The organism is Streptomyces sp. NBC_01717, from assembly GCF_036248255.1.
GTDB lineage: Bacteria > Actinomycetota > Actinomycetes > Streptomycetales > Streptomycetaceae > Streptomyces.
This window is the reverse complement of sequence record NZ_CP109178.1, coordinates 6030412-6057134: the sequence shown is the minus strand read 5'-3', so window position 1 is coordinate 6057134 and position 26723 is coordinate 6030412. Positions and strand designations below refer to the sequence as shown.

Annotated in this window: 24 protein-coding genes; 7 read left to right on the top strand and 17 right to left on the bottom strand. The window is 71.0% G+C overall.

Annotation, left to right across the window (positions count from 1 at the left end; genetic code table 11):
• Nucleotide 1: 1 nt before the first annotated feature.
• The 3 genes from thyX to OHB49_RS27360 all read right to left on the bottom strand — a co-directional run bounded on the left by thyX (nt 2) and on the right by OHB49_RS27360 (nt 1595).
• Entirely contained in the window at nt 2-766 is a 765-nt protein-coding gene (gene thyX, locus OHB49_RS27370; RefSeq protein WP_051878126.1) for an FAD-dependent thymidylate synthase, read from the bottom strand.
• Between the two features lie 64 nt (nt 767-830).
• Complete coding sequence (locus tag OHB49_RS27365; RefSeq protein ID WP_030977141.1) at nt 831-1028, bottom strand: hypothetical protein; 198 nt, start codon at nt 1026-1028, stop codon at nt 831-833.
• Nucleotides 1029-1250: 222 nt separating this feature from the next.
• Nucleotides 1251-1595, bottom strand: coding sequence for a hypothetical protein (locus OHB49_RS27360; RefSeq protein ID WP_329163727.1), 345 nt, complete (start codon nt 1593-1595; stop codon nt 1251-1253).
• 858 nt (nt 1596-2453) lie between these two features.
• Between OHB49_RS27360 and OHB49_RS27355 the strand changes: the two genes are divergently transcribed.
• The gene (locus OHB49_RS27355) at nt 2454-2978 is read left to right on the top strand and encodes a hypothetical protein (protein ID WP_329163726.1); all 525 of its coding nucleotides are present in this window, start codon (nt 2454-2456) and stop codon (nt 2976-2978) included.
• A 175-nt stretch (nt 2979-3153) separates the two neighbouring features.
• On the top strand, nt 3154-3549 hold the full coding sequence (locus OHB49_RS27350; protein WP_313937349.1) for a TOBE domain-containing protein: 396 nt from the start codon (nt 3154-3156) through the stop codon (nt 3547-3549).
• Nucleotides 3550-3736: 187 nt separating this feature from the next.
• Here OHB49_RS27350 and OHB49_RS27345 read toward each other — a convergent pair whose 3' ends face one another.
• The gene (locus OHB49_RS27345; RefSeq protein WP_329163724.1) at nt 3737-4201 is read right to left on the bottom strand and encodes a molybdopterin-dependent oxidoreductase; all 465 of its coding nucleotides are present in this window, start codon (nt 4199-4201) and stop codon (nt 3737-3739) included.
• 184 nt (nt 4202-4385) lie between these two features.
• Between OHB49_RS27345 and OHB49_RS27340 the strand changes: the two genes are divergently transcribed.
• The 5 genes from OHB49_RS27340 (at nt 4386) to OHB49_RS27320 (ending at nt 7620) form a co-directional block, all read left to right on the top strand.
• Entirely contained in the window at nt 4386-4508 is a 123-nt protein-coding gene (locus OHB49_RS27340) for a hypothetical protein (RefSeq protein ID WP_267881603.1), read from the top strand.
• Nucleotides 4508-5338 (top strand): molybdate ABC transporter substrate-binding protein, encoded by an 831-nt coding sequence (gene modA, locus OHB49_RS27335; RefSeq protein ID WP_329163720.1) that lies wholly within the window; start codon nt 4508-4510, stop codon nt 5336-5338. The genes OHB49_RS27340 and modA overlap by 1 nt, the downstream gene beginning before the upstream one ends.
• Nucleotides 5335-6192: a molybdate ABC transporter permease subunit gene (modB, locus tag OHB49_RS27330; RefSeq protein WP_030977129.1), complete on the top strand. Its 858-nt coding sequence runs from the start codon at nt 5335-5337 to the stop codon at nt 6190-6192. Before modA ends, modB begins: the two co-directional genes overlap by 4 nt.
• Nucleotides 6189-7280, top strand: coding sequence for an ABC transporter ATP-binding protein (locus OHB49_RS27325; protein WP_329163717.1), 1092 nt, complete (start codon nt 6189-6191; stop codon nt 7278-7280). The genes modB and OHB49_RS27325 overlap by 4 nt, the downstream gene beginning before the upstream one ends.
• A gap of 166 nt (nt 7281-7446) precedes the next feature.
• A complete protein-coding gene (locus OHB49_RS27320) occupies nt 7447-7620 on the top strand; it encodes a hypothetical protein (protein WP_329163715.1) in 174 nt (57 codons plus the stop codon).
• A gap of 159 nt (nt 7621-7779) precedes the next feature.
• Here OHB49_RS27320 and OHB49_RS27315 read toward each other — a convergent pair whose 3' ends face one another.
• The 13 genes from OHB49_RS27315 to iolB all read right to left on the bottom strand — a co-directional run bounded on the left by OHB49_RS27315 (nt 7780) and on the right by iolB (nt 26708).
• Nucleotides 7780-10809 carry a SpoIIE family protein phosphatase gene (locus OHB49_RS27315; protein WP_329163713.1) on the bottom strand — a complete coding sequence of 1010 codons (3030 nt, stop codon included), beginning with the start codon at nt 10807-10809 and terminating at the stop codon, nt 7780-7782.
• Nucleotides 10810-11315: 506 nt separating this feature from the next.
• A complete protein-coding gene (locus OHB49_RS27310) occupies nt 11316-11948 on the bottom strand; it encodes a response regulator (RefSeq protein WP_030977123.1) in 633 nt (210 codons plus the stop codon).
• The gene (locus OHB49_RS27305; RefSeq protein ID WP_329163711.1) at nt 11948-13258 is read right to left on the bottom strand and encodes a sensor histidine kinase; all 1311 of its coding nucleotides are present in this window, start codon (nt 13256-13258) and stop codon (nt 11948-11950) included. The genes OHB49_RS27310 and OHB49_RS27305 overlap by 1 nt, the downstream gene beginning before the upstream one ends.
• Nucleotides 13259-13420: 162 nt before the next feature.
• Nucleotides 13421-13891: an anthrone oxygenase family protein gene (locus OHB49_RS27300; RefSeq protein ID WP_329166642.1), complete on the bottom strand. Its 471-nt coding sequence runs from the start codon at nt 13889-13891 to the stop codon at nt 13421-13423.
• A 112-nt stretch (nt 13892-14003) separates the two neighbouring features.
• Complete coding sequence (locus OHB49_RS27295; protein ID WP_329163709.1) at nt 14004-15617, bottom strand: vWA domain-containing protein; 1614 nt, start codon at nt 15615-15617, stop codon at nt 14004-14006.
• A gap of 139 nt (nt 15618-15756) precedes the next feature.
• Entirely contained in the window at nt 15757-16632 is an 876-nt protein-coding gene (locus OHB49_RS27290) for an ABC transporter permease (protein WP_329163707.1), read from the bottom strand.
• Complete coding sequence (locus OHB49_RS27285) at nt 16629-19385, bottom strand: alpha/beta fold hydrolase (RefSeq protein ID WP_329163705.1); 2757 nt, start codon at nt 19383-19385, stop codon at nt 16629-16631. Before OHB49_RS27285 ends, OHB49_RS27290 begins: the two co-directional genes overlap by 4 nt.
• 123 nt (nt 19386-19508) lie before the next feature.
• Nucleotides 19509-20327 (bottom strand): maleylpyruvate isomerase family mycothiol-dependent enzyme, encoded by an 819-nt coding sequence (locus OHB49_RS27280; protein ID WP_329163703.1) that lies wholly within the window; start codon nt 20325-20327, stop codon nt 19509-19511.
• A gap of 175 nt (nt 20328-20502) precedes the next feature.
• The gene (locus OHB49_RS27275; protein WP_329163702.1) at nt 20503-21399 is read right to left on the bottom strand and encodes a phosphotransferase family protein; all 897 of its coding nucleotides are present in this window, start codon (nt 21397-21399) and stop codon (nt 20503-20505) included.
• 273 nt (nt 21400-21672) lie between these two features.
• Complete coding sequence (locus tag OHB49_RS27270; protein WP_329163700.1) at nt 21673-22125, bottom strand: SRPBCC family protein; 453 nt, start codon at nt 22123-22125, stop codon at nt 21673-21675.
• Between the two features lie 211 nt (nt 22126-22336).
• Complete coding sequence (gene mmsA, locus OHB49_RS27265) at nt 22337-23836, bottom strand: CoA-acylating methylmalonate-semialdehyde dehydrogenase (RefSeq protein ID WP_030977107.1); 1500 nt, start codon at nt 23834-23836, stop codon at nt 22337-22339.
• Nucleotides 23837-23856: 20 nt separating this feature from the next.
• Nucleotides 23857-25767, bottom strand: coding sequence for a 3D-(3,5/4)-trihydroxycyclohexane-1,2-dione acylhydrolase (decyclizing) (gene iolD / locus OHB49_RS27260; protein ID WP_329163698.1), 1911 nt, complete (start codon nt 25765-25767; stop codon nt 23857-23859).
• A complete protein-coding gene (gene iolB / locus OHB49_RS27255) occupies nt 25764-26708 on the bottom strand; it encodes a 5-deoxy-glucuronate isomerase (RefSeq protein ID WP_329163697.1) in 945 nt (314 codons plus the stop codon). Before iolB ends, iolD begins: the two co-directional genes overlap by 4 nt.
• Between the last annotated feature and the right edge of the window lie 15 nt (nt 26709-26723).

Here is a 26723-nt window from a genome sequence, read left to right as displayed (position 1 = left end):
GTCAGGGACTGACGCGACCGAACTTCTCGAAGGCCTCGTGGGTCAACGGCATCAGCCGGGCGAACTCGTCCTCCATCTGCTCGGCCACCACCTCGATCTCCCGCTGCGGGTGCGACACATAGGCGGCGTCGGCGCGGTTGGTACGCAGGCCGAGGAAGTGCATCAGCGAGCGGGCGTTGCAGGTGGCGTACACGGTGGAGAAGGTGGCCACGGGGAGCACCATGCGGGCCAGCTCGCGGGCGATTCCGGCATCGAGCATCTTCTGGTATTCGCGGAAGGCGGACCGGTACGCCTCACTGGTGGCGGTGGAGAGCAGCTCGTAGTCCTCCTCGCTGCCCGGCACGTACTGATAGTGACCGGGCTTCCCCTCCTGTTTGAGCGCCCGATCGCGATCGGGCACGTAAAACACGTTCTTGAGGTCCTTGTAGCGGGCGCTCTCCTCATTGAAGGACCACATTCGGTGACGCATCATGTGGCGGATCGCGAAGATCGGCGCGTGCACCAGGAAGGTCATCGAATTGTGCTCGAAAGGGCTGCCGTGACGGCTGCGCATCAAATACCGGATGAGACCTCCGATATACGCGTCACCGCGCTCCTCGCGGTGCGCCGCCTCGCCGGCGGTGGAGACCCGCGCCGCGCGTACGACTCCCAGGTCGGAGGCGGTGTGGTCGACGAGCTCGACGGTGATCTGGCTGCGCAGTTCGATTTCGGGACCGAAGACGGGTGCGTCGGGGGCGTGGACTTCAAGGGCCGGGCTGATCGTCATCGTACGTTCCTCCGATGGATTCTGTTCAGCGGTGCTCGATATTGTGCTTCTGGAATATGCCTGTTCAGTCCCAGCCGTGATCGTCGGGCGAGGCGCTCGTGGTGGGGGTGGTCGTCGTAGTGGTCGTGTCGGCCACGGCGGAACCGGCGGTCGCGACGCCCACCGCAGTGGCGACGAGTACCGCCGAAGCAGCAGCGACCAGGGCGGACTGAATCCCACGGCGAGTGGTGGAAAGCTTCATCTGGAACGTGTTGCTACGCATAATTCGATTCCTCTTCTCGTTGTTTGTGGGCGGCTCCCCCGCTCACATCTCTATTCTTCGAAAACAGGCGGCCCCCAATAAGGTCAGACTTGTGCAGTGCGTAAGTACGAAACCAAGTGCACGAACATGCGCCCCCACGCCGAAGCCCCGCTGCCGCGGTGCGGCAGCGGGGCTTCGAGGGGACGGGACAGGGCTCCTGACCTGGGCGGAACGGTCGCCCGGCTACCGGTCGAGGCCGCAGCAGACCCGGCCCGGACCACGCGCGGACCCGGCCGGCGGCCTCCCGGGGGTGGGCAGCGACACCGGCTCGGACGTCTCCCGGGCCTGTGCGTGGATCTCCCGTACGGCACAGGTTGCGGTCACCACCGCGGCGCGGGCCAGCCCGAGCGCCTCCCGCGCCGAGTCGATGTCACGGTCGGGCAGACGTATGACGACGTCCGTGGCGCACTCGATGAGGTGCAGCGCGGCGCGTGCCAGCCGGTCGTCGCAGGGATAGCCCTGCGAGACGGCCTTGTGGGCGGTCTCCAGGAGCGCGGCGGCGCTCAGGGTGTGCTCGTTGGTTTCCAACTCTCTTCTCCTTCAACGGTGTGGGCCGATCAGTTCGTCGGTCGGTCGGTTCGTCGGTCAGGAAGACCAGCGGTGTCTCCCCTTGTGGGACCCGCCTCGCTCGGTGGCCACCTCGACCGCGCGGACCTGTCCCCGTTGCGGGGTGAGGAACCGCACCGCGGCACCGCCGACCGGCTTGGAGAGGTGGCGGGCAGCTCATCGATGTCGAGCGGGACGGTGAGGAACCATCGGTTCAGATCCATGCCGAGGGCACGCTGCGGCAGTTCGGGCGCCCCGCTGCCGGCCGGCCGGGAGAACGGCGGGGTCGTCGGCCCCGGCCGGCGAGCTGATTCCCTGCAGCCAGGCGCTGGCCACGAGCGCCGCCGGCGCGCAGTTGGGCGCCGCCCTCCGCACCAGCGTGTCCCGCGCACCGCCGGTGCAGCATTCGTCGAGCAGTGCGCGGAAGTGCTCGGCCGTGTGCCGCGACGCGACCAGTCGGCGGCGAGCGATCCGAGTTCTGCCGCCGACCTGCGGTCCGCGGACCGTGACGGCGGGCCTCGGTCCCGTCCTTGGCGAGGCGTCGGGCGAAGGCCGCACCGATCCCGCTGCTCGCCCCTGTCACCACGGCTGTTCTGGTCATGCCGGCCTTCCCCACAGTCGCCTGTCCGCGGTCGTTTTCCGTCGGGCTGTGCTGCCCAGAACGACTCTGCGCCGGGTGGTCGGGCCTCGAAAGGGTCACAAGCTTGCAACTGCAGGGATCTGAACCGGCCGCTGCCTTCATGACTGTGCGGCGTCATATTTCTGATGGTTCCGATCCTCTGGAGCCGACGGAAGAGTCACCTCCGACCGAGGCGGACCCTTCACGAACCGGGAGGAACCATGGCGGAGCAAAGGGTGACGCTCACCCCGCAGATGTTGGCTACGACGATTTCGACGGCCGGTCGCAGACCCGATGGCTTCCGTATCCATCCGGCGACCGTCCCGACAGGCGATCCGGTCGAGGACTCCGCCTGCACGGGCCGTACGGGGCAGCGCCGCGCGCCCGGCACCACCACCCACCACGCGGCCGTCGACACCCGCCCGCACATCCTGGTCGTGCACCGCCGGCGCGACGAGCACGCCCCGTACGAGAACTACATCGACCACACCACCCACCGGGTCACCTACGTGACCACGGAGCTCGGCTGGTCCTCGCTGCCGCCTGCCGCCGCCGGCGTCGTCGAGGTCACCGCCACCGACGACTTCGGCCAGGTCAGCGCCGCGGCCGCAACACTGACCGCACTCTTCGGCGCCCCCGACCGGGTGGTCGCACTCAACGAGGGCGACCTCGACACCGCCGCGCTCGTCCGGGCCTGCCCGGCCAGTCCCCGCAGGACCTGGCGAGGTTCCGGGACAAGCTGGTGATGTGCGGGACGATCAGCGCGGCCGGTGTCCGATTGCCCCCACGGAGGGAGCCGGTTTCCGGGGCCGTCGACGGGGCGGATCGCTGCTCGGCGACAACATCACAGATCCGGCGCCCGATCGGCGCACCCCGGGGCCTGTTTGGGTCCCACGGGTGAGTGCACCTATGTTGGCGCACATGCAGTCCTACACAATCGGCCAGGCCGCCCGGCTGCTGGGCGTGAGTCCCGACACCGCACGGCGGTGGGCGGATGCCGGCCGAGTGGCGACCCACCGGGACGAGGGCGGGCGGCGGCTCATCGACGGCAAGGATCTGGCCGCCTTCTCCGTGGAGCTCGCCAGGACCGGAAGTGGCGAGGAGGACGCCTCGTACACCTCGGTCCGCAACGCCTTCCCCGGCATCGTCACCGCCGTGAAGCTCGGTGACATCGCGGCGCAGGTGGAGATCCAGGCCGGTCCGCACCGGCTGGTCTCGCTGCTGACCCGGGAGGCCGTGGAGGAGCTGGGCCTGGAGGTCGGCATGGAGGCCACCGCCCGTGTGAAGTCGACGAACGTGCACATCGACCGCGCCTGACGCGGCGCTCACGGGCGGCCCCCGTGGACCACGCCGTCACGAAGCAGAGGCCGCCCGGGTGACGTGCACCCGCCCCGCGTGCCTCCTGCGGTACGTGCTCCGCGACCAGGACGCCCACCGGATCGGCCGGGCTCGCCGGGCTCCTCTCGCCCGTCTCACGTCCACGAGCCGAGTTCCTCTCGCGGTGTCACGTCCACGAGGTGTAACCACCGTCCACACGAATCGCGTTGATGCCGCTGATGTGCCGGGCCCCGCAGCGGTCCTGAGGCAGCACGAGCTGAGGTCCGGCACGGTCGAGCGGGGCGTCGTCGATGCTGACCGCGAGCAGGACGGCGGCACGGCCGAAGTCCGGGTCGATCTCCGCCCAGGAGAGGAGGGCGTGGTGACCGTCCGCGCCCGTCACGGCGATCAGGAAACGAAGGCGGTCCTTGCGCCGGGCCGGGTCGAAAACGGGGCCGGCGGTGGACAGGACGTCGTGCAGCAGCGGTCCCGTGAAGCCGTGATGTTGGATGCCGCTGGTGGCGCACTCGAAGCTGACCCGCGCGCGATGCTGGGGCCAGGCGAGCAGGTCGGACACGGTCAGCCGGGCCGGGCGCGCAAGGTCGCCGGTCAGGGCGAGCTCCGCCACCGGATCGGCAACCCGTTCTGTCAAGGGCCGGCTCACTGGCCATCACCTCCCCCGGATGACGGTACCCGGACCGCAGCCCCGTACAAACGCACATGCCCACCCTGTCCACAAACGGTCCAGCTCATGCAATGCAACAGGAGACTTCCCCCTCGCATCTGCGGCAGTATCATCCCCATGTGCATGCCCACCGGACGGGGAGGCGGCTGCCTTGACGGGCGTCGGTGACGACGCGCTCGGGCGCCGGGTCGGCGGCGGCAGGCTGCACGCCGAGCCGGACCGCCGGATCATCCTCGGACCGGACAGAGAAGAATCAGAGGGAGTGGACCCGTGATGACCCGTTCCGCACGCCGGACCCGCCGGACCCTGCAGGTGGCCGTTGCAGGTACTGCTGCGCTGCTGGCACTGAGCGCCTGCTCCTCGTCCGACGAGCCGTCGTCCAAGTCGGACTCGTCCGCCTCGGCGCCCACGGATTCGTCGAAGAAGCTGTCCGGCACGGTGACGGTGTTCGCCGCCGCCTCGCTCAAGGAAAGCTTCACGACCCTGGGCGAGGAGTTCGAGAAGGAACACCCCGGCACGAAGGTCACCTTCAACTTCGGCGGCAGCGACACCCTCGCCGCCGGCATCACGGGTGGCGCCCCGGCCGACGTCTTCGCCGCCGCCAGCCCCAAGACCATGGCGATCGTCACCGACGCGAAGGACGCGTCCGGCACCCCGGCCACCTTCGTGCGCAACCAGCTGGAGATCGCCACCCTGCCGGGCAACCCCGACAAGGTCTCCTCCCTCAAGGACCTCACCAAGGCCGGTCTCAAGGTCGTCCTGTGCGACAAGACCGTGCCGTGCGGCGCCGCCGCGCAGAAGGCCCTCGACGCCAGCGATCTGAAGCTCACCCCCGTCTCGTACGAGCAGGACGTCAAGAGCGCCCTGACCAAGGTGGAGCTGAAGGAGGCCGACGCCGCGGTCGTCTACAAGACGGACGTGAAGGCGGCAGGTGACAAGGTGGAGGGCGTGGAGTTCCCCGAGTCGGCCGACGCCGTCAACGACTACCCGATCGCCCTGCTCAAGGACGCGCCCAACGCGGACGCGGCAAAGGCGTTCATCGAACTGGTGCAGTCCGCCGAGGGCCAGAAGGTCCTGACCGAGGCCGGGTTCCTCAAGCCGTGACCTCGCTCGACAAGTCCGACGCCGCGGTCGAGCCCCTCCCGGGCGGGCCGCGGCGCGGGCGCGTCCGGCGCCGCCGCGCGGGGGTTCCGCTTCCGCTGCTGGTGCCCGCGCTGATCGGCCTGGCGTTCCTGCTGCTGCCCCTGGTCGCGCTGCTCGTACGGGCGCCGTGGCGCAGCCTGCCCGACCAGCTGACCAGTACGGAGGTCTGGCAGTCGCTGCAGCTGTCCCTGGTCTGCGCCACCGCGGCCACGGCGGTGAGCCTGGTCGTCGGTGTGCCGCTGGCCTGGTTGCTGGCCCGTACGGACTTCCCCGGACGCGGCCTCGTACGCGCCCTGGTGACCCTGCCGCTCGTCCTGCCCCCGGTGGTGGGCGGTGTGGCGCTGCTGATGGCCCTCGGCCGCAACGGCGTCGTGGGACAGTGGCTGGACTCCTGGTTCGGCATCACTCTGCCGTTCACCACGGCCGGGGTCGTGGTCGCGGAGGCGTTCGTCGCGATGCCGTTCCTCGTCATCAGCGTGGAGGGCACACTGCGGGCGGCCGACCCTCGCTACGAGGAGGCCGCCACGACCCTGGGCGCCTCCCGCTTCACCGCGTTCCGCCGGGTCACCCTGCCGCTGATCGCCCCCGGCATCGCGGCCGGCTCGGTGCTGGCATGGGCGCGCGCGCTGGGCGAGTTCGGCGCGACGATCACCTTCGCGGGCAACTTCCCGGGCCGTACACAGACGATGCCGCTGGCCGTCTACCTGGCGTTGCAGAGCGACCCGGCCGCGGCGATCGCGCTCAGTCTGGTGCTGCTGGCCGTGTCGATCGCGGTGCTGGCCGGGCTGCGGGACCGTTGGATGACGGCGTCATGACCCACATCGACAGCGCCACCGCCGGCCCCGTGTCCGACGCCGTACGCGGCGACGGCCTCGACGCCCGTCTCGTCGTGGAGCGCAGTTCCTTCCGGCTCGACGTGGCGTTGACCGCCGCGCCCGGTGACGTCGTCGCGCTGCTCGGGCCCAACGGTGCCGGAAAGACCACCGCGCTGCGCGCGCTGGCCGGGCTCACCCCGCTCACCGGCGGTCATCTGCGCCTCGACGGCGCCTCGCTGGACCGTACGCCGCCCGAGTCCCGCCCGGTCGGCGTGGTCTTCCAGGACTATCTCCTCTTCCCGCACCTTTCCGCCCTGGACAACGTCGCCTTCGGCCCCCGTTGCCAGGGCGCGTCCAAGGCCGAGGCCCGCGCGCAGGCCGCGCAGTGGCTGGACCGCATGGGCCTCGCCGACCATGCCGGCGCCAGACCCCGCCGCCTCTCCGGTGGCCAGGCCCAGCGCGTCGCCCTGGCCCGCGCCCTGGCCACCCGCCCCCGGCTGCTGCTGCTCGACGAACCGCTTGCCGCACTGGACGCCCGCACCCGTCTGGATGTGCGCGCTCAACTGCGCCGCCACCTCACCGAGTTCGAGGCAGTCGCCGTGCTGGTCACGCACGACCCGCTGGACGCCATGGTCCTCGCCGACCGGCTCGTCGTCATCGAGCACGGCCGCATCGTCCAGGAGGGCGCCCCCTCCGACATCGCCCGTCATCCGCGTACGGACTACATCGCCCAGCTGGTCGGCCTGAACCTCTACAAGGGGCGGGCCGAAGGCCACACCGTACGGCTCGACGCGGGACCCGCGATCACCACCACGGAGGACCTCACCGGCCCCGCCTTCGTCGCCTTCCCGCCGGGCGCCGTGACTCTGTACCGCGACCGCCCCACCGGCTCCAGTGCGCGCAACCTGTGGCGGTGCGAGGTGGCCGGCCTGGAAACCCACGGCGATCAGATCCGCGCGGACCTCACCGGCGAACTCCCCCTCGCCGCCGACCTGACCACGGTCGCCGCGGCCGAGCTCGACCTCCACCCGGGCGCCACGGTCTGGGCAACGGTCAAAGCGGCCCAGACACACGCCTATCCCGCCTGACCACGGCGCAGCCTCGATGGGGCCGCCCGACGGCATCCGGTGGTGATCCGGACCGGCCCGCCGGCATGGCGCACAGCCGTGCCCGAAATGCGACGTTCGTACTTACATGCGAATCTGATAGTGGCCTATTTCCCGAGAACGACAGCCGCTAACAGGAGGCACGATCGTGAGCAAGAAACAGAGCCGGCAGAACCGTGGTGCCCGCAGTGGCGGCCATGAACGCACCGCTGCTGCGGAGACGAAGGAGCAGCAGCCGCAGACGACGGTCACGCCCGACACGGTGCGCTCGATATCGGAGCCGGTGTCCCACAGGAAGCAGCGAAAGTTCGGCCACAACTGATCATCTCCAGCGGTCGACCGCCACCCGGAGACCGCGGTGTCGGCGCACCCCCTGAGGGGCCACGGTACGGGCCCCCTCGGGGGCGTTCTTGCGTTCGAAGGCGTCCTGCGTTCGAAGGTCGGATCGCTGCAGGCCCGCGCCCGACTGAAGGAACGGCGGTCAGGGCACCGGCTGTTCGGTCCAGATGCACTTGCCGGTGGCCGTGTAGCGGGCGCCCCAGCGCTGTGCGAGCGCGGCGACCAGCTGAAGGCCGCGGCCGCCCTCGTCGGTCTCGGTGGCGTGCCGGATGCGGGGCGTGGTCAGGCTGCCGTCGGAGACCTCGCAGATCAGGCCCTCCGCGCGCAGCAGCCGGAGTCCGATGGGGCTTCGGCCGTACCGGACGGCGTTCCCGACCAGCTCGCTGACCAGGAGTTCCGCGGTCATGGCGAGCTCGTCGAGCTGCCAGTCGGCCAGCTGGTCCCGGACGTGGTTGCGGGCCTCCTGGGCGGCGATCGGGCCGTCGGAGAGGACCCAGCCGGCGATCGACTCGGCGGGTATCGCGCGGGTGCGGGCGACGAGCAGCGCGGCGTCGTCCGTGAGCTGCTGGCCCGGCAGCAGCTCGGCCAGGATGTCGTCGCAGAGCCGCTCCAGTGATGCCGCCTCGTCCTGGTCCTGCACGGCGGCAGCGGCGGTGGCCAGCGCCTTCGTCAGGTGGGACATGCCCCGGTCGATGTCCCGGGTTGCGGATTCGATCAGCCCGTCCGTGTAGAGCACGAGCAGACTGCCCTCCTCCAGGACCGCTTCGGTGGTCTCGAACGGCGGCAGAGCGGCGCCCAGCGGCGGGTCCGGTGGGCGGGTGAGGAACTCGGTGGTGCCGTCCGGATGCACGACCGCCGGCGGGGGGTGTCCGGCGGAGCCGAACGTGCACGTGCGGGTGACGGGGTCGTACACGGCGTACAGGCAGGTCGCGTAGAAGTCGTCACCGAGGTCGTTGACCACGTCGTTGAGGCGGTTGAGGAGCTCTTCGGGCGCGAAGTCGAGATCGGCGAGCGTGTGCACGGCGGTGCGCAGCCGGCCCATGGTGGCCGCCTGGGACAGGCCGTGTCCCATCACATCGCCGATGACCAGCGCCACCCGGGCGCCGGACAGCGGGATCACGTCGTACCAGTCGCCGCCGACCTCGACGCCCTCGTTGGCGGGCAGATAGCGGGCGGCGGCGGCCACGGCCGGAAGCGTGGGCAGAACCACCGGCAGCAGACCTCGCTGGAGCTCCTGGGCCCTGGTGTGCTCGGCGTCGAACAGCCGGGCGCGTTCGATGCCCTGCGCCATCAGCCCGCTGAGCGTGATGAGCAGCGCCCGCTCCTCCCCGCTGAGGTGGCGCGGTTCGGTGAAGGACATGACGCAGCACCCGATGAAACGTCCGGAGACGATCAGCGGCAGGAAGGCCCAGGCGGACTTGTTGATCGCCGCGGGGGAGTCGACCCTGTCGGGATAGCGCTCGACGTACTCCTCCGCCGTGTCGATGAAGGTCGGCGCCCTGGTGCGGTGCACCTCGTCGACCGGGGTGATGTCGATGACCGGCACCCCGTCGACCCGGTCGAGAAACGATTGCGGGTATCCGACCGCCCCGGCGACCCGCACCATCTCGTCCTCGATGAGATGGAAGACGAGGCCGGAGGCGCCGAACGGCGCCATGACCCGCGCGGCGGTGGCGTTCACGACGTCCTGCATGGTCAGGGCCTCGGCGAGCGCGCTGGTCAGCTCGGTGATGCGGGCGGTGCGGTCGGCCGAGACGCGTTCCGCCGTGGCGGACTCCGCCTCCTGCGACCGGATCTCGGTGACATCGGCGGCGTACACCGTCAGGCCGTCCGGCACCGGGACCAGCCGCATGTGGTACCAGCGCCGGTTGGTCGGCCACCGCACGTCGAACCCGCCCGGTGTGCCGCTTTCGGCGGCCCGCCGGTAGGCCGCCTCCAGGCCGAGTTCCACGGCGTCGACGCCGATCCCGGCGAGGGCGTCCCACAGGATCCGGCCGAGGAGGTCGTGCGAGGCGCCGAGGAACCGCTCCGCCTCCACATTGACGAAGGTGATCCGCCACCCGCTGTCCACCGCGAAGAACGCCTCACTCATGTGCAGCAGCGCGCGACTCACCGAGTCCCGGGCGATCCGGCTCTCGGTGGTGTCCCACACCGTGCCGACCATGCGGGCGGGCCGGCCGTCCTCCCCCGGCAGGACCCGGCCCCGCGAGCTGACCCAGCCCGCCGTCCCGTCCGAGCGGCAGATCCGGTATTCCACAGCGGACACCCGGCGGTTGCGGATCGCCTGCTCGATCTCGACGAGCAGCCAGGGCAGGTCGTCGGCGTGGACCAGTTGGGTCCACGTCTCGAAAGTCTGTTTCGTGGACTCCCCCTCCATGCCGAGGATGGTGAGGGTCGACTCGTCCCACACCTGCTCCCCGGTGGCCAGGTCCCACTCCCAGGAACCCATCTTGAGAGCTTCCAGCGCCTGCCGCAGCAGGGTGGCGGACGGCTCCTTCAGCCGCGAGCCGGGCGGCCTCTCGCGCAGCCGACCGGCTTCGGTCCGGTCCGACCCCGTCCACTGGTCCCGCAGCCGCAGGGCGGCCCAGGCGGCCAGCACCTCGACGGCCCCGCGCTGCCACGGCGTGGGCTGCCCCTTGCCGACAGTGAGCACGGACAGTGCGCCGGCCGCCCCGCCCGGGGTGAGCAGCGGAACGGCCAGCAGCCCACTGCCGTCGGGCAGCGCGGAGGTGGGGGACCAGGGGGCGGAGCCGTGGGGGTGGTGGCCGACAGTGTCTCCGGGGGCCGATTCGTGTGTGCTGTCCGGTGAGTCGCCCTGCGTGCCGGGCTCGGCCGCGGAGCCTTCCGGGGAACGGCCCCGGTCCTCATCGGCTGCGGGCGTCCACACCGATACGCCGCCGGTCACCGCCCGGGCGGGCGCGGTCTCGCCGTGCTCCTCGATCTCTTCCCAGTCCTGGGCGACGGTGCGGACCAGTCCGCTGCTCGCCATCAGCAGCAGCCCCCGGCCTCCGGGGCCCCGCACATGCACCATTCCGCCCAGGCCACCCGCCTCCGTCACCGCGTGTTCCAGCGCGAAATTCAGCAGATCGGCACCCCTGAGTTCCGCACCTGCTTCAATGATCATCCGAAGTCGCGCCGCGCCGGCCTCGTCCATGAGGAGCTGTTCAGCCATCGCTCACTTCCCTCCGCGAACCCGCGTAGGGCAGGACACCCGGATTGAGTGGTATTTCCTTTTCAGTGTACTGACGAGTCGCCCATGCGTACCGCTGAGCCATCTCCCCGCCGAAGACGCCGATGGGCGGCACCGCCTGCTGCGAGGCCGCGCCGCCCCTCACCGGGACGACCTCCGCGAGGGTTACGCGGCGTCGGCCGCTGTCGTGCGGCCGGGCTGACGACGGCCCGGTAGCAGGTCCGGGCCGTCGCGTCGCAGCAGCTCCCGGCACCCGGGTACGCCGCGCAGCCCGCTCGAGGTCGGCGCAGGAGGCGCTCCCGCCGCGGGCCTTGTCGGTGCCGACCGTCCCGGCCGCTGTGCAGTCGCGGTGGCCCAAGTAGTGGTGGACGCAGGAGTTGGCGAACGGGAAGCCGAAGGGCTTCGCAACTGCTGGGCACGCGAGCCGCTTTGACCTGGTGGGCGCGCTTTCCCGGTCGCCGGGCGAACCGGTCCGGCCAGGGGTCGGGTCACGCGCGCAGGAACGCCAGCACCGCCAGGACCCTGCGGTGCGTCTCGTCGGCCGGTGGCAGGTCCAGCTTGGCGAGGATGTTGCCGATGTGTTTGCCCACCGCGGCCTCGGAGACCACCAGCTCTGCGGCGATCGCCCCGTTCGACCTGCCCTGGGCCACCAGGGCCAGTACTTCCCGCTCCCGGGCGGTGAGCCGCTCCAGCGGATCGCGGCGGCGGCGCAGGAGTTGGCGTACGACCTCCGGGTCGACGACCGTGCCGCCGTCGGCGACCTCCCGCAGGGCGTCGACGAACTCCTCGACCTGACCGACCCGGTCCTTGAGCAGATAGCCGACGCCGGAGCCGTCGCCCGAGTCGAGGAGGTCGGCGGCGTACGTACGCTGCACATACTGGCTGAGCACCAGTACCGGCAGAGCGGGCTGCTCGGCGCGGAGCCGCACCGCCGCTCGCAGTCCCTCGTCCTGGAAGCCGGGCGGCATCCGGACATCGGTCACGACAACGTCCGGCGTGTGCGCGGCGACCGCCGCGAGGAGCCCTTCCGCGTCACCGACGGCGGCGACGACCTCATGGCCGCAGCGGGTGAGCAGTCCGATGAGGCCCTCGCGCAGCAGCACGCTGTCCTCGGCCAGCACTACACGGAGTGATCGGTCCGCTCGCAGGGAAGGCAGGGAACGCAAGGAATCTCCACGCGCAAGAGGGTCGGGCCGCCGGGCGGGCTGGACAGCGCAAGTCTGCCATCCAGTACGGACACCCGGTCGGCGAGGCCGGTGAGTCCCGTTCCTCCGCTGCCGGTGCGTGCCCCGCCGCGGCCGTCGTCGCGGACCTCCAGGAACAGCCGGCCCGCCGTGTGGCCGCCCGTCACTTCGGCGCGGCTCGCGCCGCTGTGCCTGGCGATGTTCGCCAAGGCCTCGCAGACCACGAAGTACGCGGCCGCCTCGACGGCTTCCGGGTACCGGTCGGGCAGGGCCAGGTCCAGGTCGACGGGTGTCGGCGAGCGGTCGGCTGCGTCGGAGACAGCCGCCTCCAGGCCGTAGTCGGCCAGCACCTTGGGGTGGATGCCGTGGATCAGCTCGCGCAGTTCGGCGAGCGCCTGGCCCGCCTCGTGATGAGCCTTGGCCAGCTGGTCGGCGAGAGGGCCGGGCGGGGCGTCGAGGCGGGCGAGTCCGAGGGTCATGGTGAGTGCGACGATGCGCTGCTGGGCCCCGTCGTGGAGGTCGCGTTCGATGCGGCGGCGCTCCGCCTCGAATGCGTCGACCAACCGGACGCGGGATCTGGTGAGTTCGGTGACCCTGTCACCCAACTCGCTTCGACGGTCGCCGATCAGAAGCCGGGTCAGTTCGGCCTGCGCTCCGGCCAGCAGGCCGAGGACGCAGCAGCCGAGTGCGAGGAGTACGAGACCGGCCGCCGCGGTGGCGAAGGCTTCGGGCCAGCCGGTGACCGTCCATTGCTTCACCACGCGGGCCTCTTCGCCGTTCCCGTACAGCTGCATCACCGCGGGGGTGGACATCAGCGACAGCGGGACGGCCGCACAGGCCGCGAGCGCAAGGGCGTCGAGCGGCCAGAGGACCACGGCGAGCAGCAGCGCGTATCCGAGTTCCCGCCAGGTGGCCTGTTCCCGGTAGCGGTACGTCAGCCAGCTCCACAGGCCCGGCTCGGCCGGCCGCCGGTGCGGATCGGGCGTCGGGAACCGGTCGATCAGGCGGAGCCTGCCCCGCTCCATGGCTCCCACCGGAATACCGCAGAGAGCCGTCAGGACCAGCAGCGGCAGTCCGACGGCCACGAGGGAGAGCACGCCGCCGAGCACCACGCCAAGCGTGATCACGACGAGTACGAGGATGCCTGCGAGGGCCCCGCTCAGCAGGTATCCGGCCGACCGCCAGGGCCAGGACGACAGCAGATAGCGGGGGCTCGCCAGGGCCTGCCACACATTCCGGGGGCGCATGGCCTCACCGTAGAAGACGTCGATCCGTCCGGACCATCCGTGCTGCCGGAGTCCCGGAGGTAGGGCCGGCCCTACCTCCGCTGCGGGGGATCGGATGACCTGGGGGATGTTCCGGACGCCGCGGCCCCGGCCCTGATCCGCCGGACGGCCCCGGGGCCTGCCCTACACGGCCGCGGCGACCAGCAGCGCGAACGCACCCGTCGACAGCACGGTGCGGATCCGGTGGAGGGTGTTCCAGCGGGACTCGAAGGCCCGGCGGGCCGCGCTGTCGTCGCCGTCCTCGGCTGCCGCGAGTGCCGAGTTGAGCGGGATGTTGCCGCTCACGGTGACGAGATGGCTGAGCACCGCGCAGGCCAGAGCGCCCACGACGAGACCGCCCTCGGCGGAGGTCCGGCCATCGACCGGTACGACGAGGGCGGCGACCGGGAAGGCGATCACCCCGAGGAAGAGAACGAGGAACACCGGCCTCGGCACCTTCTCGTTGAAGCTGCGCATGGCGGCGGCGAACTGGTCGTCCGGCAGCGGTCTGAGGCCGGGCATGATCCCGGTCAGGAAGCACAACAGGAAGCCGGCGTAGAGGCCGGTGGTGGCGGCGGCGAGTGCGAGCAGCAGGGAGGCCATGGCCCACATCATGGCGTGGCGGGGCGGGCTGTGCGGTGCCATTTCCGCAAGGCCGCCGCCCAGCCCCACCCCCTTGTCCACCACTTGGCCACCCCGGCTCGCTGCCCTCCGGGCTCTCCCGCGGTCAGTCCATCTCGCCCTCCTGCTGCCCCCCGCCGTCCGATCCGCTGCCGCCCTTGAGCCCGTCCGCCCGGGCGATCGCGGTCGCCAGCTTCCGGACCGAGCTGTCCTCCGTTTCGGTCGCCAACTCCGCCGCTCGATCGGCGAGTTCACCGAGCCCCGGCTGACCCGGCAGCTTGCTGCCACGCAGATCCTCCGCGAAGTACGCAGCCACCGCGGCCACCTGGAGCCGCCTGCCGCTGTCGCCGCCCCAAAGCCTGCCGTCGATCGCGCCGGTCTCGACCGATCCGGACCGCTCGTGCGGCGCCCGCGTCTTCGGGTCCAGCCAGCGCACCGTCGCGGTCGCCACATGTCCGGCTGCGCCGTCGCGGAGCCGTACGGCGTAGAGCGCCGTCACCGTGTGGCCGGGGCCGATCTCGCCGCCGTCCACGCTGTCGTCGCGGAAGTCGTCGTCGGCGACCTTCCGGTCCTCGTAGCCGATGAGCTTGAACTGCCGGACGGTCTTCGGGTCGAAGGCGACCTGGGCCTTGGCGTCGCGCGCCCGCAGTTCGATGTGGGCGGGGAGCTGGTCGACGAAGACCTTTCGCGCCTGGGCCTCGTCAGCGATGTACGTGGTGTGGCCGTCGCCCTTGTTGGTGAGGCGTTCCATCAGCGCGTCGCCGTAGTCGCTGCCGACGCCGACGCCGAAGAGGGTGATGCCGTAGTCGCGGCGGGCGGCGTCGATCCGCTCGAGGATGGCGTCGGCGTCGGTCTCGCCGGTGTTGGCGAGGGCGTCGGACAGCAGGACGACCCGGTTGTTGGCGCCTTCGCGGTGGCCGTCGACCGCCTCCTCGTAACCGCGCCGGACGCCTGCTTCCACATTGGTGGAGTCGGTGGGTTCCATGGAGTCGACGGCGTCATGGATCCTTCCGCGGTGGTCCCGCAGCCGGGTCATCGGCAGCAGGGTCTTCGCCTCGTCGCTGAAGGTGACCAGGGAGACGGAGTCGTCGTCGCGGAGTTCGTCGGTGAGGAGGGAGAGGGACCTCTTCACCAGGTCGAGGCGGCCGGGTTCGGCCATCGATCCGGAGATGTCGACCACGAAGGTGAGCGCGGCGGCCGGGCGTTCGCCGTGCTCCTCCGCGACCCGGGTGGCCAGACCGACGCGTACGAGCGACCAGTCGCCGGCCCGCGCACCGTCTCCTCCGCCGGTGTCCGTCCGGGCTCCGTCGACCGTCACCGAGAAGCCGTTGCCGGCCGGCCGCCGGTAGCCCTGGCGGAAGCTGTTGACGAACTCCTCGGGCCGTACAGTCTCCGCTCCCGGCAGTTCGCCGTCGGCGAGCTTGCGGCGCGCGTACCCGTAACTGGCGGTGTCCACGTCCAGCGCGAACGTGGACAGATAGTCCGGCGCCACGGGCTTCTGCCGCCCGTCCTCCGCGTTCTGCGCGCCGTCGTCCGACGCACCGGGGGCCGGCGCGGGCGCGACCTGCCCGCCCTCGCTCGTCCCTCGCTTTCCGCTCGCGCGGTCGACCGCCGAGTCGTTCGTGCTCCCCCCGCCCCCGCAGCCGGTGAGCAGCACACCGCCCACCAGAAGCAGACCCAGCGTCCTTGCGTATGTCCCTCTGTACGTCCGGCGTTCCATTCCCTGCCCCCAACGTCGTGTCAGCACTTGTGAATGTGACGTGCGGGACGGCGTCAAGGAGCAGACGAAGACGTTGCGGATGAATCTCGATGCGGCAACGGCGGGCGCGAAGGCCGCGAATCGCCTCGGAACATCAAGGTCAGGACACGATGTCCTTACGACTGAACCCCCGGAAGGCGAACGCGAACAGGATCAGGGCGTACGTCACCGAGATCGCCGCGCCCTTTGCCATGCCGCCCCACTCCAGGTCGGGCTGGAGTGCGTCCGCCCAGGCGAACTGCCAGTGCGCGGGGAGGAATTCACGCCAGGAACCGAGTGCGGTGACGGCGTCGAGCACATTGCCGACGATGGTCAGCCCGACCGCGCCGCCGACCGCGCCCAGCGGGGCGTCGGTCTTCGTCGACAGCCAGAACGCCAGTCCGGCGGTGACCAGTTGGGACACAAAGATGAACGCGACGACGAGCGCGAGCCGGGGCACGGTGTCGCCGGTCGCCAGCGCGCCCCCGGTGGGGAGCTGGAGCGGCCCCCAGCCGTATGCGGCGGCTCCCGCGGCCAGAGCGACGAGTGGCAGCAGCACCATCGCGGCCAGGCCGAAGCCGAGCGCCACGACGAGTTTGCTCCACAGCAGCCTGGCCCGGGGGACGGGCGCCGCCAGCAGATAGCGCAGCGACGACCAACTGGCCTCCGAGGCGACGGTGTCCCCGCAGAACAGCGCCACCGGCACGACGAGCAGGAATCCGGCGGAGACGAACAGGCAGGTCGCGGCAAAGTTCGCGGCGGACGCGGTCGCCGTGTCCATCAGCGTGAGGCGGTCGCCGCCGCCCCGGGAGTCCGGGGTGCCGCCGATCGCGAACGCGATGATCAGGATGAACGGGAGGGCCGCCAGCACCCCGCCCATCAGCAGGGTGCGGCGCCTGCGCAGCTGCCGTACGGCCTCGACGCGCAGCGGCAGGGTGCGCCGCGCCCGGTATCCGCGGGCTTCGGCGGCGTCGGTGACATCGACTGCGGCACTCATGCGGAGCCTCCGGAGATCAGGGTGAGGAACGCGTCCTCCAGGCGGCGGTGCGGTCCGACACCGGTCAACGGCACGTCGAGCCGGACGAGTTCGGCGATCAGCACGGAGGACGAGGTGTCGCCGTCGAGCCGTACGAGCAGCCCGCGCCCGTCGTCGGTACGGACCGCGGAGCCGATGCCCGGCAGCGCGGCGACCTTGTCGACCAGCGGTTCGGCGACCTCTGCCGCGGTGCTGATCAGCAGCGTGTCGCCGGAGCCGGTGATCTCGGCGACCGGGCCCGCCTGGACGAGCCGGCCGCGGTCCATGACCACCAGGTGGGTGCAGGACCGTTCGACCTCGGAGAGGAGATGGCTGGAGACGATGACGGTCCGGCCCCCGGCCGCGTACCGGATCATCACGTCGCGCATCTCGCGGATCTGGGGCGGGTCGAGGCCGTTGGTCGGCTCATCGAGGATGAGCAGGTCCGGCATGCCCAGCATGGCCTGGGCGATGGCGAGCCGCTGCCGCATGCCTTGCGAGTACGTCCGCACCGCGCGGGCCAGCGCGTCGCCGAGTCCGGCGATCTCCAGGGCCTCCTCGATGTGCGAGTCCTCGGCGGGGCGTCCGGTGGCCTGCCAGTACAGCTCCAGGTTGGCCCGCCCGGACAGATGCGGCAGGAAGCCCGCCCCTTCGACGAACGCCCCGACCCGGGACAGCACGGGCGCGCCCGGCCGGATGGCATGTCCGAAGACGCGGATCTCGCCGCCGTCGGGGCCGATGAGGCCCATCAGCATGCGCAGGGTGGTGGTCTTCCCCGCCCCGTTCGGTCCGAGGAGCCCGAGGACCTGGCCCTTCTCGACGCGGAAGGACAGGTCCTTGACCGCGTACCTGTCGGCGGACCTGGCGTACTTCTTGGACAGGCCGGTGATCTGGAGGGGGACGTCGGCGAGCGCCGGGTCCGGGGCCGGGGTCGCGGTGCGGCGGCGTGCGGTGAGCAGCAGCGCGAGAGCGATGACGGCGGCCGCGGCGGGAAGTCCCCAGGTCCACCACGGCAGCCCGGCCGACGCGGTCCTCACCGCGGGTGCGGTGGGGACGGTCAGCGGGCCGACGAGGGAGACGGTGTACGAGGTCGGCTCGGCCGGTGAGGCGTAGCCGAGGTCGGTGGCGGAAAGGACCAGACGGAGCCGGTGTCCGGCGTCGAGCGCGTGGTCGACGGCGGGCAGGGTCAGCTCGACGGTCTTGTTCTGCTGCGCGGGTGTGATCCGGTAGGGGGCGACGAGCTGGGCGGGCAGCACCTGCTGCCGCCCGTCCGGCGCCACGTCGTACACCTTGCCGAACAGCACCGCATCGCCATGCCCGGCCGTCACCTTCACGCGGACGGTGGGTGATCCGGTGATGCGCATCGATGTGCCGAGGGGTGCGGAGTCGAAGCGGGCGTACTGGCCGGGGAAGTCGAGCGAGAGTCCGACGCCGAGGGTGGAGAGCTGGGCGAGTCCGCCGCCGACGCCCGGGACGGCGGAGATGGCGGGCGGGTTGGCGCCGGCCGGGTTCCGGAAGGTCTGCGTCCGCAGACCGGCGGAGGCGCCGTCCTGTGCGCCACCGTTCGCGTCGTCCTGAGTGCCGCCCCGACTGCTGCTCCCGCCCAGGCCCGTGATCTCCTGTCGGCCTCCCGTGCCCGTGAGCGCGATCTGCCGGCCGCCGCTCGACAGTCCCGGGTAGTGGTCGCTGCTCGCACCGCGCTGGAGGGCGGCCCCATCGGTGGAGTCGATGCCTCCGGTACGGGTGACGCGGAAGCGGGGCCCGGTGTCGACGCCCTTGTCCTCCTTCAGGTACCGGTCGAACCATGACCCGATCCGGTTCTCGACCCGACCGCTCTCCAGGTCCCCGCCGTCGTGCCCGCCCGCGATCCAGTCGACGGAGACGGGTGCGCCGTTCCCGCTGATGGTGTGTGCCATGGCATCGGCCTGACCGAGCGGGAAGAGGGAGTCGGTCTGTCCCTGCACGATGAGCGCGGGCACCTTGATGCGGTCGCCGACGGCGGCCGGGGAGCGGTCGGTCAGCAGGGCACGGGCGGCGGCGTCCGGCTTCCCGGAGACGGCGACCCGTTCGTACATGTCGCACAGTTGCCTCTCGAACTTGTCGCAGCCGCCGCCCGAGGTGATGAAGATCCCCGCCCAGAGCTTCTTGAAGACCCCGTCGGGGAAGAGCGCGTCGGCGAGGTTCCAGTACGAGATCACCGGTGCGATCGCGTCGACGCGCTTGTCGTGCCCGGCGGCGAGGAGCGAGACCGCGCCACCGTACGAGGCGCCGGTGACGCCGACGCGCGGGTCGCCCTTGCCGTCCAGCTGCACCTCGGGCCTGCGGGCCAGCCAGTCGATCAGCCCGGACACGTCCTTGACCTCGCGGCCGGGTGCGTTGAGCGAGATCTCCCCGCCGGACTTTCCGAACCCGCGGGCCGACCAGGTCAGGACGGCGTAACCGGCACCGGCCAACTTCTCGGCCTGCGCCCGCACATCGTCCTTGGAGCCGCCGAAGCCGTGCCCTATCAGCACGGCGGGCCGGCGCTCCGAACCCCCGGACGTGAAGTACGAGGTGTCGATCGACACCCCGTCCACCCGCATCATCCGGTCCTCGCGGTGCACCGCGGGCGCGCTGTCGTCGGCCGCCGCGGTCCAGGTGCCGGCGCCCGCCAGCACGACGAGCGCGGCCAGGGCCGCCGCCCACCGGCCGCGTCCGCGGGTCCATCGGCGCCATCGGGAGTCAGGGGTCTGCATGTCTCGACCCTAAGCGCCCGTCCCGCGCTCCCGGGCTGCCGAAAGGGGGAACTGCCGAGCCTCCTTGAGACGTACGCTCCTCCCCCGCCGTACTCCGTACGCGGTATGCCGGAGGCGTGTCTCTCAGGGCGCCGTGAACAAGGCCGGGAAGCGAGGGGCCATCCAGGGCTTGCGGCCCCAGGCCAGCACACGGCCGCGGGCCATGGCGCCCCACGGATCGCAGCGGCCGAGAGCGATCAGCAGGAAGGTGACCGGTTCGATGAGGATGGTGCAGTCCGGGCGGCTCAACGGCCCCGGGCTGACGGTCAGCGCTCCGTCGGTGAAGGTCGCGCCGAAGCGCTGTCCACCCCGCAGGCGGATCGCAAAGCGCGCGTTCAGCCCGGCAGCGGCGGCGGCGACCACCCGCGGCATGCTGGTGATCATGAAGGGCAGGGACAGCTCGACCCGGGCGCCGTCGAGCATGTGCGGACGCCCCACCGCGCGGGCGAGATCGTAGCCGTGGCCGAGCATGTGCGTGAGCAGGTACGAGCCGAGGATGGCCACATCCATCGAGCCCAGCGGGGTGATCACGGTCTCGTCCAACGGGCGCTGCTCCGCCGCCGCGAGGAAGGCGTCGGCCTGCGCCACGATCATCTCGGCGAGCGGATCGGCCCCACGCTCGCCGAACCCGGCGAGGGAGCGCTCGTTGGCCGCCGCCAGGCTCTGCGGCGTACCGTCCCCGTACGGGCGGTCGTGGCCGGCCGCGATATCGGCCATCAGCTCATTGGCCTGCGCCAGGTGGGCCGCCGCCTCACCGAGGGTCCAGGTGGATCCGGGGACCGGGATGCCCGTGTCCGTCCGGCCGCGCAGCAACGCCGCTATCTCCTCGGCGGTGTCGTGTATCGCCTCGGCAAGTCCCTCGGGAAGCGCGTCTCGCCGTTCCCGGGCAGGCGTTGGTTCCACGGTTGTCTCCCTCTGTCCCGCTGCCATGAGCCGACCTCCAGGGCCGAAGGTCCGGCGGATCCGTGCAGGATGCCAGGCCGCGTCGGTGGGAGCAGCCACCGGGGCGGGTTCATTGGGGGTGCAGGTTCTCTCCCGGCGGGTTGATGTCCCTGGCGGCTCGGTCGAGATGAGGCGGCTATGACGGAAACAGCCATTCCATCGCGGCAAGGCTCTTGTCGACGTATTTGTCTTGTTCCGTCTCGATGCCGTATGCCAGATCCTCGAAGACACTGCACCTGGCATAGAACACGGCGCGCTCGCTGAGAGCCGCGACGTCGTTGGTGTCGGTTCGATAGGTGCTGATGGCGGCGCGGGTGGCCGCGGGGCCGAGATCGCGGTGGAGCAGCCCGAAGTCGCAGGCGGGATCGACGACGGCGGCATCGCTCCAGTCAATGATGCCGGTCACCGTCCACGCGACCGGGTCGACGAGAACGTGTTCGATCCCCAGATCGTTGTGGGAGAACGTCGGGGTGCAGCCATCGTGCGGTGGTGCGGCGTCCAGGAACGCCTCGACGGATCGGCGCTGCGCCGCCGGTACCCGTCCGGCCACCGTCACATAGTTCTCCGTGGCCTCATGTCGCCACTCGGCCACCGGTTGGTGGTCCGTTTCCACGGCCATCCGATCGATCGCAACAGCATGCAGGGCAGTGAGCAGCTCGCCAAGCGTGGCGCCGATCGACGTGCCGTGAGCCGATCGCTGGTGCCGCGGCATATCCACCAGTGGCACGCCGGGAAGCTTGAAGTAGGCCAGACAACCCTGCTCCGCGACCGTGAACGTCGGCTGGGGCACGGGCAGCGGCGAAACGTCGGCGACGGCAGCAAGCACGCGGGCCTCGTGGTTCAGCAGGGCGGCCCGCCGTGCCAGGTCGGGCTCCTTACCGAAGCGCACGATCAGCTCACCGTTCACCTCGTACGCCAGGTTGTCCAGGCCCTCGCCGAGCTGCACGACGGAGTCGACCTGGTAGTCGGGCATGTGCGCAATCACGACGCTGCGGACGTCTGCGACGACGCGGTCGCGGCTGCGACTGGTCATTCGCGGACGATACCAATCGACCACACGACGTCAGCGGTGGTCATCGAGTGGCCGTGCGGTCGCCGACCAGGCCCGCAACGGCGCGGATGGCCTCTCTTCAAGCACCGAAAGGGGCTGTGAACGCGCCTTGACGACTCACGTCACGCCGTGCTCACAACCCTTTTCGCAAAGAGATTCCTGGTCGGTTCGGTGGCCCCTTCAGCAGCAATACCCGTCCTGGTCACGGAGAAGATCCAACTGCACGTCGGCCGGGTGCAGAAGTTCTGAGCGGGGTCAGTTACCCGCTTCATCGGCCAGGAAGGCGCTCAGGCTGTCGAGGAGCATGGTGCTGCCCTGCTCGGCCATGTCGCGTTCCTCGACGGTGTCGCAGGTCTGGTGGAGCACGATCTGCGTGTGGTGGTCGTTCTGCTCGTCCAGTTCCACGGTCATGGCTACGGGCGCGGGCTTGCCGGGTACGTCCATGCCGACCACCAGGAGGCGGCTCTCGGCGACCTCAAGATAGGAGCCGGTCAGCGGGAACTGTCCGCCGTCGGGCGTGGCCATCGTGGCCTTCCACACTCCGCCCGGCCGTACGTCCATCTCGACGGAGCCGGCAACGGCGTAGGCCCACCGGGCGTACTGCTCGGGAGTGGTCCACGCCCGCCACACCTTCACCGCGGAGGCGTCGAGCGTTCGGGTCAACTTGTAGGAGAAGCCGTTGGCCGGGGTGGTCTGCTCGGTGCTCATGCTTCGTCTCCTCGTTTTCGTGCCTGGTCGGGACTGTCGCACTTGTAGACACCCGTGGACGCTGAGACTCATCGGTTCTGCTGGGGTTTCTTCCCGGCCGGCGCCGCGGACTGTTCCGGAACGCCGCGCCCCGCCGGGCGGCCCGCCGTCGAAGAACCACCGGGCCCCGGCCGCTGGTTGCGGCCGGGGCCCGGTGCGGGTGGGATACGGATCAGTGGTTGCGCGGGAAGCCCAGGTCCACGCCCGCCGGAGCGTCCGCCGGGTCCGGCCAGCGGGTGGTGACGACCTTGCCGCGGGTGTAGAAGTGCACGCCGTCGTTGCCGTAGATGTGGTGGTCGCCGAAGAGCGAGTCCTTCCAGCCACCGAAGGAGTGGTAGCCCACCGGCACCGGGATAGGCACGTTGACGCCGACCATGCCGGCCTCGATCTCCAGCTGGAAGCGGCGGGCGGCGCCGCCGTCGCGGGTGAAGATCGCGGTGCCGTTGCCGAACGGCGAGGCGTTCATGAGGGCGACGCCCTCCTCGTACGTCTCGGCGCGCAGGACGCACAGCACCGGGCCGAAGATCTCGTCCTTGTACGCGTCCGAGTCGGTGGACACGTGGTCGAGGAGGGAGAGGCCGATCCAGTGGCCGTCCTGGAAGCCGTCGACCGTGTAGCCGGTGCCGTCGAGGACGACGTCGGCGCCCTGGGCGGCCGCGCCCGTGACGTACGAGGCGACCTTGTCGCGGTGGGCCGCGGTGATCAGCGGGCCCATCTCGGACGTCGGGTCGTTGCCGGGGCCGATCTTGATCTTCTCGGCGCGCTCCTTGATCCTGGCGACGAGCTCGTCACCGATGGCGCCCACCGCGACGACCGCGGAGATGGCCATGCAGCGCTCACCGGCGGAGCCGTACGCGGCGGAGACCGCGGCGTCGGCGGCGGCGTCGAGGTCCGCGTCCGGCAGGACCAGCATGTGGTTCTTCGCACCGCCGAGCGCCTGGACGCGCTTGCCGTTGGCGGAGGCGGTGGTGTGGATGTAGCGGGCGATCGGGGTGGAGCCGACGAAGGAGACCGCGGCAACGTCCGGGTGGTTCAGCAGTCCGTCGACGGCGACCTTGTCGCCGTGCAGCACGTTCAGGACGCCGTCCGGCAGTCCGGCCTCGGCGGCCAGCTCGGCAAGCAGGTTGGCGGCCGACGGGTCCTTCTCGCTCGGCTTCAGCACGAACGTGTTGCCGCAGGCGATGGCCAGCGGGAACATCCACATCGGCACCATCGCCGGGAAGTTGAACGGCGTGATGCCCGCGACGACACCGAGCGACTGGCGGATCGAGGAGACGTCGACCCGGCTGGAGACCTGGGTGGACAGCTCGCCCTTGAGCTGGGTGGTGATGCCGCAGGCCAGCTCGACGATCTCCAGACCGCGGGCGACCTCACCGAGCGCGTCGGAGTGCACCTTGCCGTGCTCGGCGGTGATCAGCGCGGCGATGTCGTCACGGCGCGCGTCGAGCAGTGCGCGGTAGCGGAACAGGACGGCGGTGCGGGCAGCCAGCGAGGACGTGCCCCACGTCGCGTACGCGTCCTTCGCGGCGGCGACCGCGGCGTCGACCTCTTCGAGGGAGGCGAGTGCGACCTGGGTGGTGACGGCGCCGGTGGCCGGGTCGGTGACCGGGCCGTAGTTGCCCGACGTGCCCTCGACGGTCTTGCCACCGATCCAGTGGTTGACAGTCTTCATTACGAAACTCCTTCAGGCCTTCAGAGGTGGCGGCGTCGGGCTGCGACTTGCCGGTCGTAGTCTTCCCGGGCTTTGACCGCCGACGGGCGGGTGGCCGTTTCGGCTACAGGAACATCCCACCACGCCTGCGCCGGAGGGGGGCCCGACACTGTGTCTGCCGTTTCGGTCTCGACGTAGACACAAGTGGGGCGGTCCGAGGCCCGCGCGACGGCGAGGGCTTCGCGCAGGTCACGCACGGTCTTCGCGCGCAACACCCGCATGCCGAGAGAGCCGGCGTTGGCCGCGAGATCGACGGGCAGCGGGGGGCCGGTGAAGCTGCCGTCGGCGGCGCGCTGCCGGTAGGCGGTACCGAAGCCTTCGGCGCCGACCGCCTCGGAGAGTCCGCCGATCGAGGCGTAGCCGTGGTTCTGCAGGACGACGACCTTGACCGGCAGGTTCTCCTGCACGGCGGTGACGATCTCGGTGGGGTTCATGAGGTAGGTGCCGTCGCCGACGAGCGCCCAGACGGGCCGGCCGGGAGCGGCCAGCTGTACGCCGATCGCAGCCGGGATCTCGTATCCCATGCAGGAGTAGCCGTACTCGACGTGGTACTGGCTGCGGGAGCGGGTCCGCCACAGCTGGTGCAGGTCGCCGGGGAGCGAGCCCGCCGCGTTGATCAGGATGTCGTCGTCGTCGACCAGGGTGTCGAGCAGACCGAGGACCTGGGCCTGGGTGGGCCGCGCAGCCGGGTCGTCCGCGGCGAACGCCGTGTCGACGCGCTGCTCCCAGCGCTCCTTGGCGTCGGTGTACTCGGTCTCGTAGGCCGGGTCGACGCGGTAGTTGCGCTCGTTCAGGGCCTCGGTCAGCGCTTCGAGGGCGGTGCGGGCATCGGCGACGAGCGGGAGCGCGGCGAGCTTGTGGGCGTCGAAGCCGGTGATGTTGAGGTTGAGGAAGCGGACCGCCGGGTTCGAGAAGAGGGTGGCGGAGGCGGTGGTGAAGTCGGAGTAGCGGGTGCCGATGCCGATGATCAGGTCGGCGGTACGGGCCAGTTCGTCGGCGGTCGCGGTGCCGGTGTGTCCGATGCCGCCGACGTCGGCGGGGTGGTCGTGGCGCAGCGAACCCTTGCCGGACTGGGTGGAGGCGACGGGGATCCGGGTGGCGGCGGCCAGTGCGGCCAGGGTCTCCTCGGCCGCGCTGTGATGGACCCCGCCACCTGCGACGATCAGCGGCCGGCGGGCGGTGCGCACGGCCCTTACCGCCCGTTCCAGTTCGTGGGCGTCGGGTGCGGGGCGGCGTACGTGCCAGACGCGCTCGGCGAAGAACTCCTCCGGCCAGTCGTACGCCTCCGCCTGCACGTCCTGCGGCAGCGCGAGTGTGACGGCGCCGGTCTCCGCCGGGTCGGCGAGGGTCCGCATGGCCTGGAGGGCGGCCGGAACGAGTGCTTCGGGGCGGGTGATGCGGTCGAAGTAGCGGGAGACGGGGCGCAGGCAGTCGTTGACGGAGAGGTCGCCCGCGGACGGGACTTCGAGCTGCTGGAGCACGGGGTCGGCGGGGCGGGTCGCGAAGATGTCGCCGGGGAGGAGGAGGACGGGGAGGTGGTTGATGGTGGCGAGGGCGGCGCCGGTGACGAGGTTGGTGGCGCCGGGGCCGATGGAGGTGGTGACGGCGTGCGCGGAGAGACGGCCGGACTGGCGGGCGTAGCCGACGGCGGCGTGCACCATGGACTGCTCGTTGCGGCCCTGGAGGTAGGGCATGGCCGGCCGGGCGGATACGGACCCGGGCGCGGCGGCCCCCGTCTCCAGGAGCGCCTGGCCGATTCCGGCGACGTTGCCGTGGCCGAAGATGCCCCAGGTGGCGCTGATCAGACGTTGTCGCCGGCCGTCGCGCTCGGTGTATTGGCGGGCGAGGAAGGACACCAGGGCCTGGGCGGTGGTGAGCCTGCGGGTGCTCATCGAGGTGCCTCCTGAGCGGAGAGTCCGGATGTTCCGGAGAGTCCGTGGAGCGGCAGCCGGGGGTCGACCGGCTGGGCGGGCCAGGTGTCGCGGATCCAGCCGTGGTCGGGGTGGTCGCTGATCAGCCACTCCCGCTGCTCTCCCGGGCCCGCCATCACATTGAGGTAGTACAGGGTGTGGCCGGGAGCGGCGATGGAGGGGCCGTGCCAGCCGTCGGGGATCAGCACGGCGTCACCGCTGCGGACTTCGGCGAGGACGTCCGTACCGCCGGGCCGGGACGGGGACACGCGGTGGTAGCCGAGGCCGGGCCGGCCCCGGTTCTCCTCGATCTCGAAGTAGTAGATCTCTTCGAGGACGGACTCGGCGCCGGGGCGGTACTCGTCGTGCTTGTGCGGCGGGTACGACGACCAGTTGCCGCCGGGGGTGAGGACCTCGACGGCGATCAGCCGGTCGCAGTCGAATGTGTCGGCAGCGGCGAAGTTGTTGACCTGCCGCGAGCAGTTCCCTGCGCCGCGCAGCTCGACGGGTACCTCCGGCGCGGGGCCGTAGCGAGCGGGGAGTCGTCGCTCGCACTTCGCTCCTGCCAGGGCGAAGCGGCCTCCGGCGCCGGAGGAGATCTGGGCATGGGCGTCACGCGGTACGTACGCGAAGTCGGAGACCCCACTGAACACGCTTTCCCGGCCCAGCAGTTCAAAGATCTCACCTGAGGTGTGCACCGTACAGCCACCGGTCAACGGCAGGATGATCCATTCACTCTCCCCGGTGGCCAGTGTGTGAACACCACCTGGCGGCAGCTCCACCACGCGCAGACTCGACCGGTCCCAACCGGCCCGCTTCGGGTCGATGTCCAGGGCATACGGTCCGTCGGCCGCGCTGCCGGCGGGCAGATGCCGCTCGTGCGACGGCCGGTCGTGTACGCCTTCGTCGTTGTCCGTAGTCATGCCCTCTCCCATACC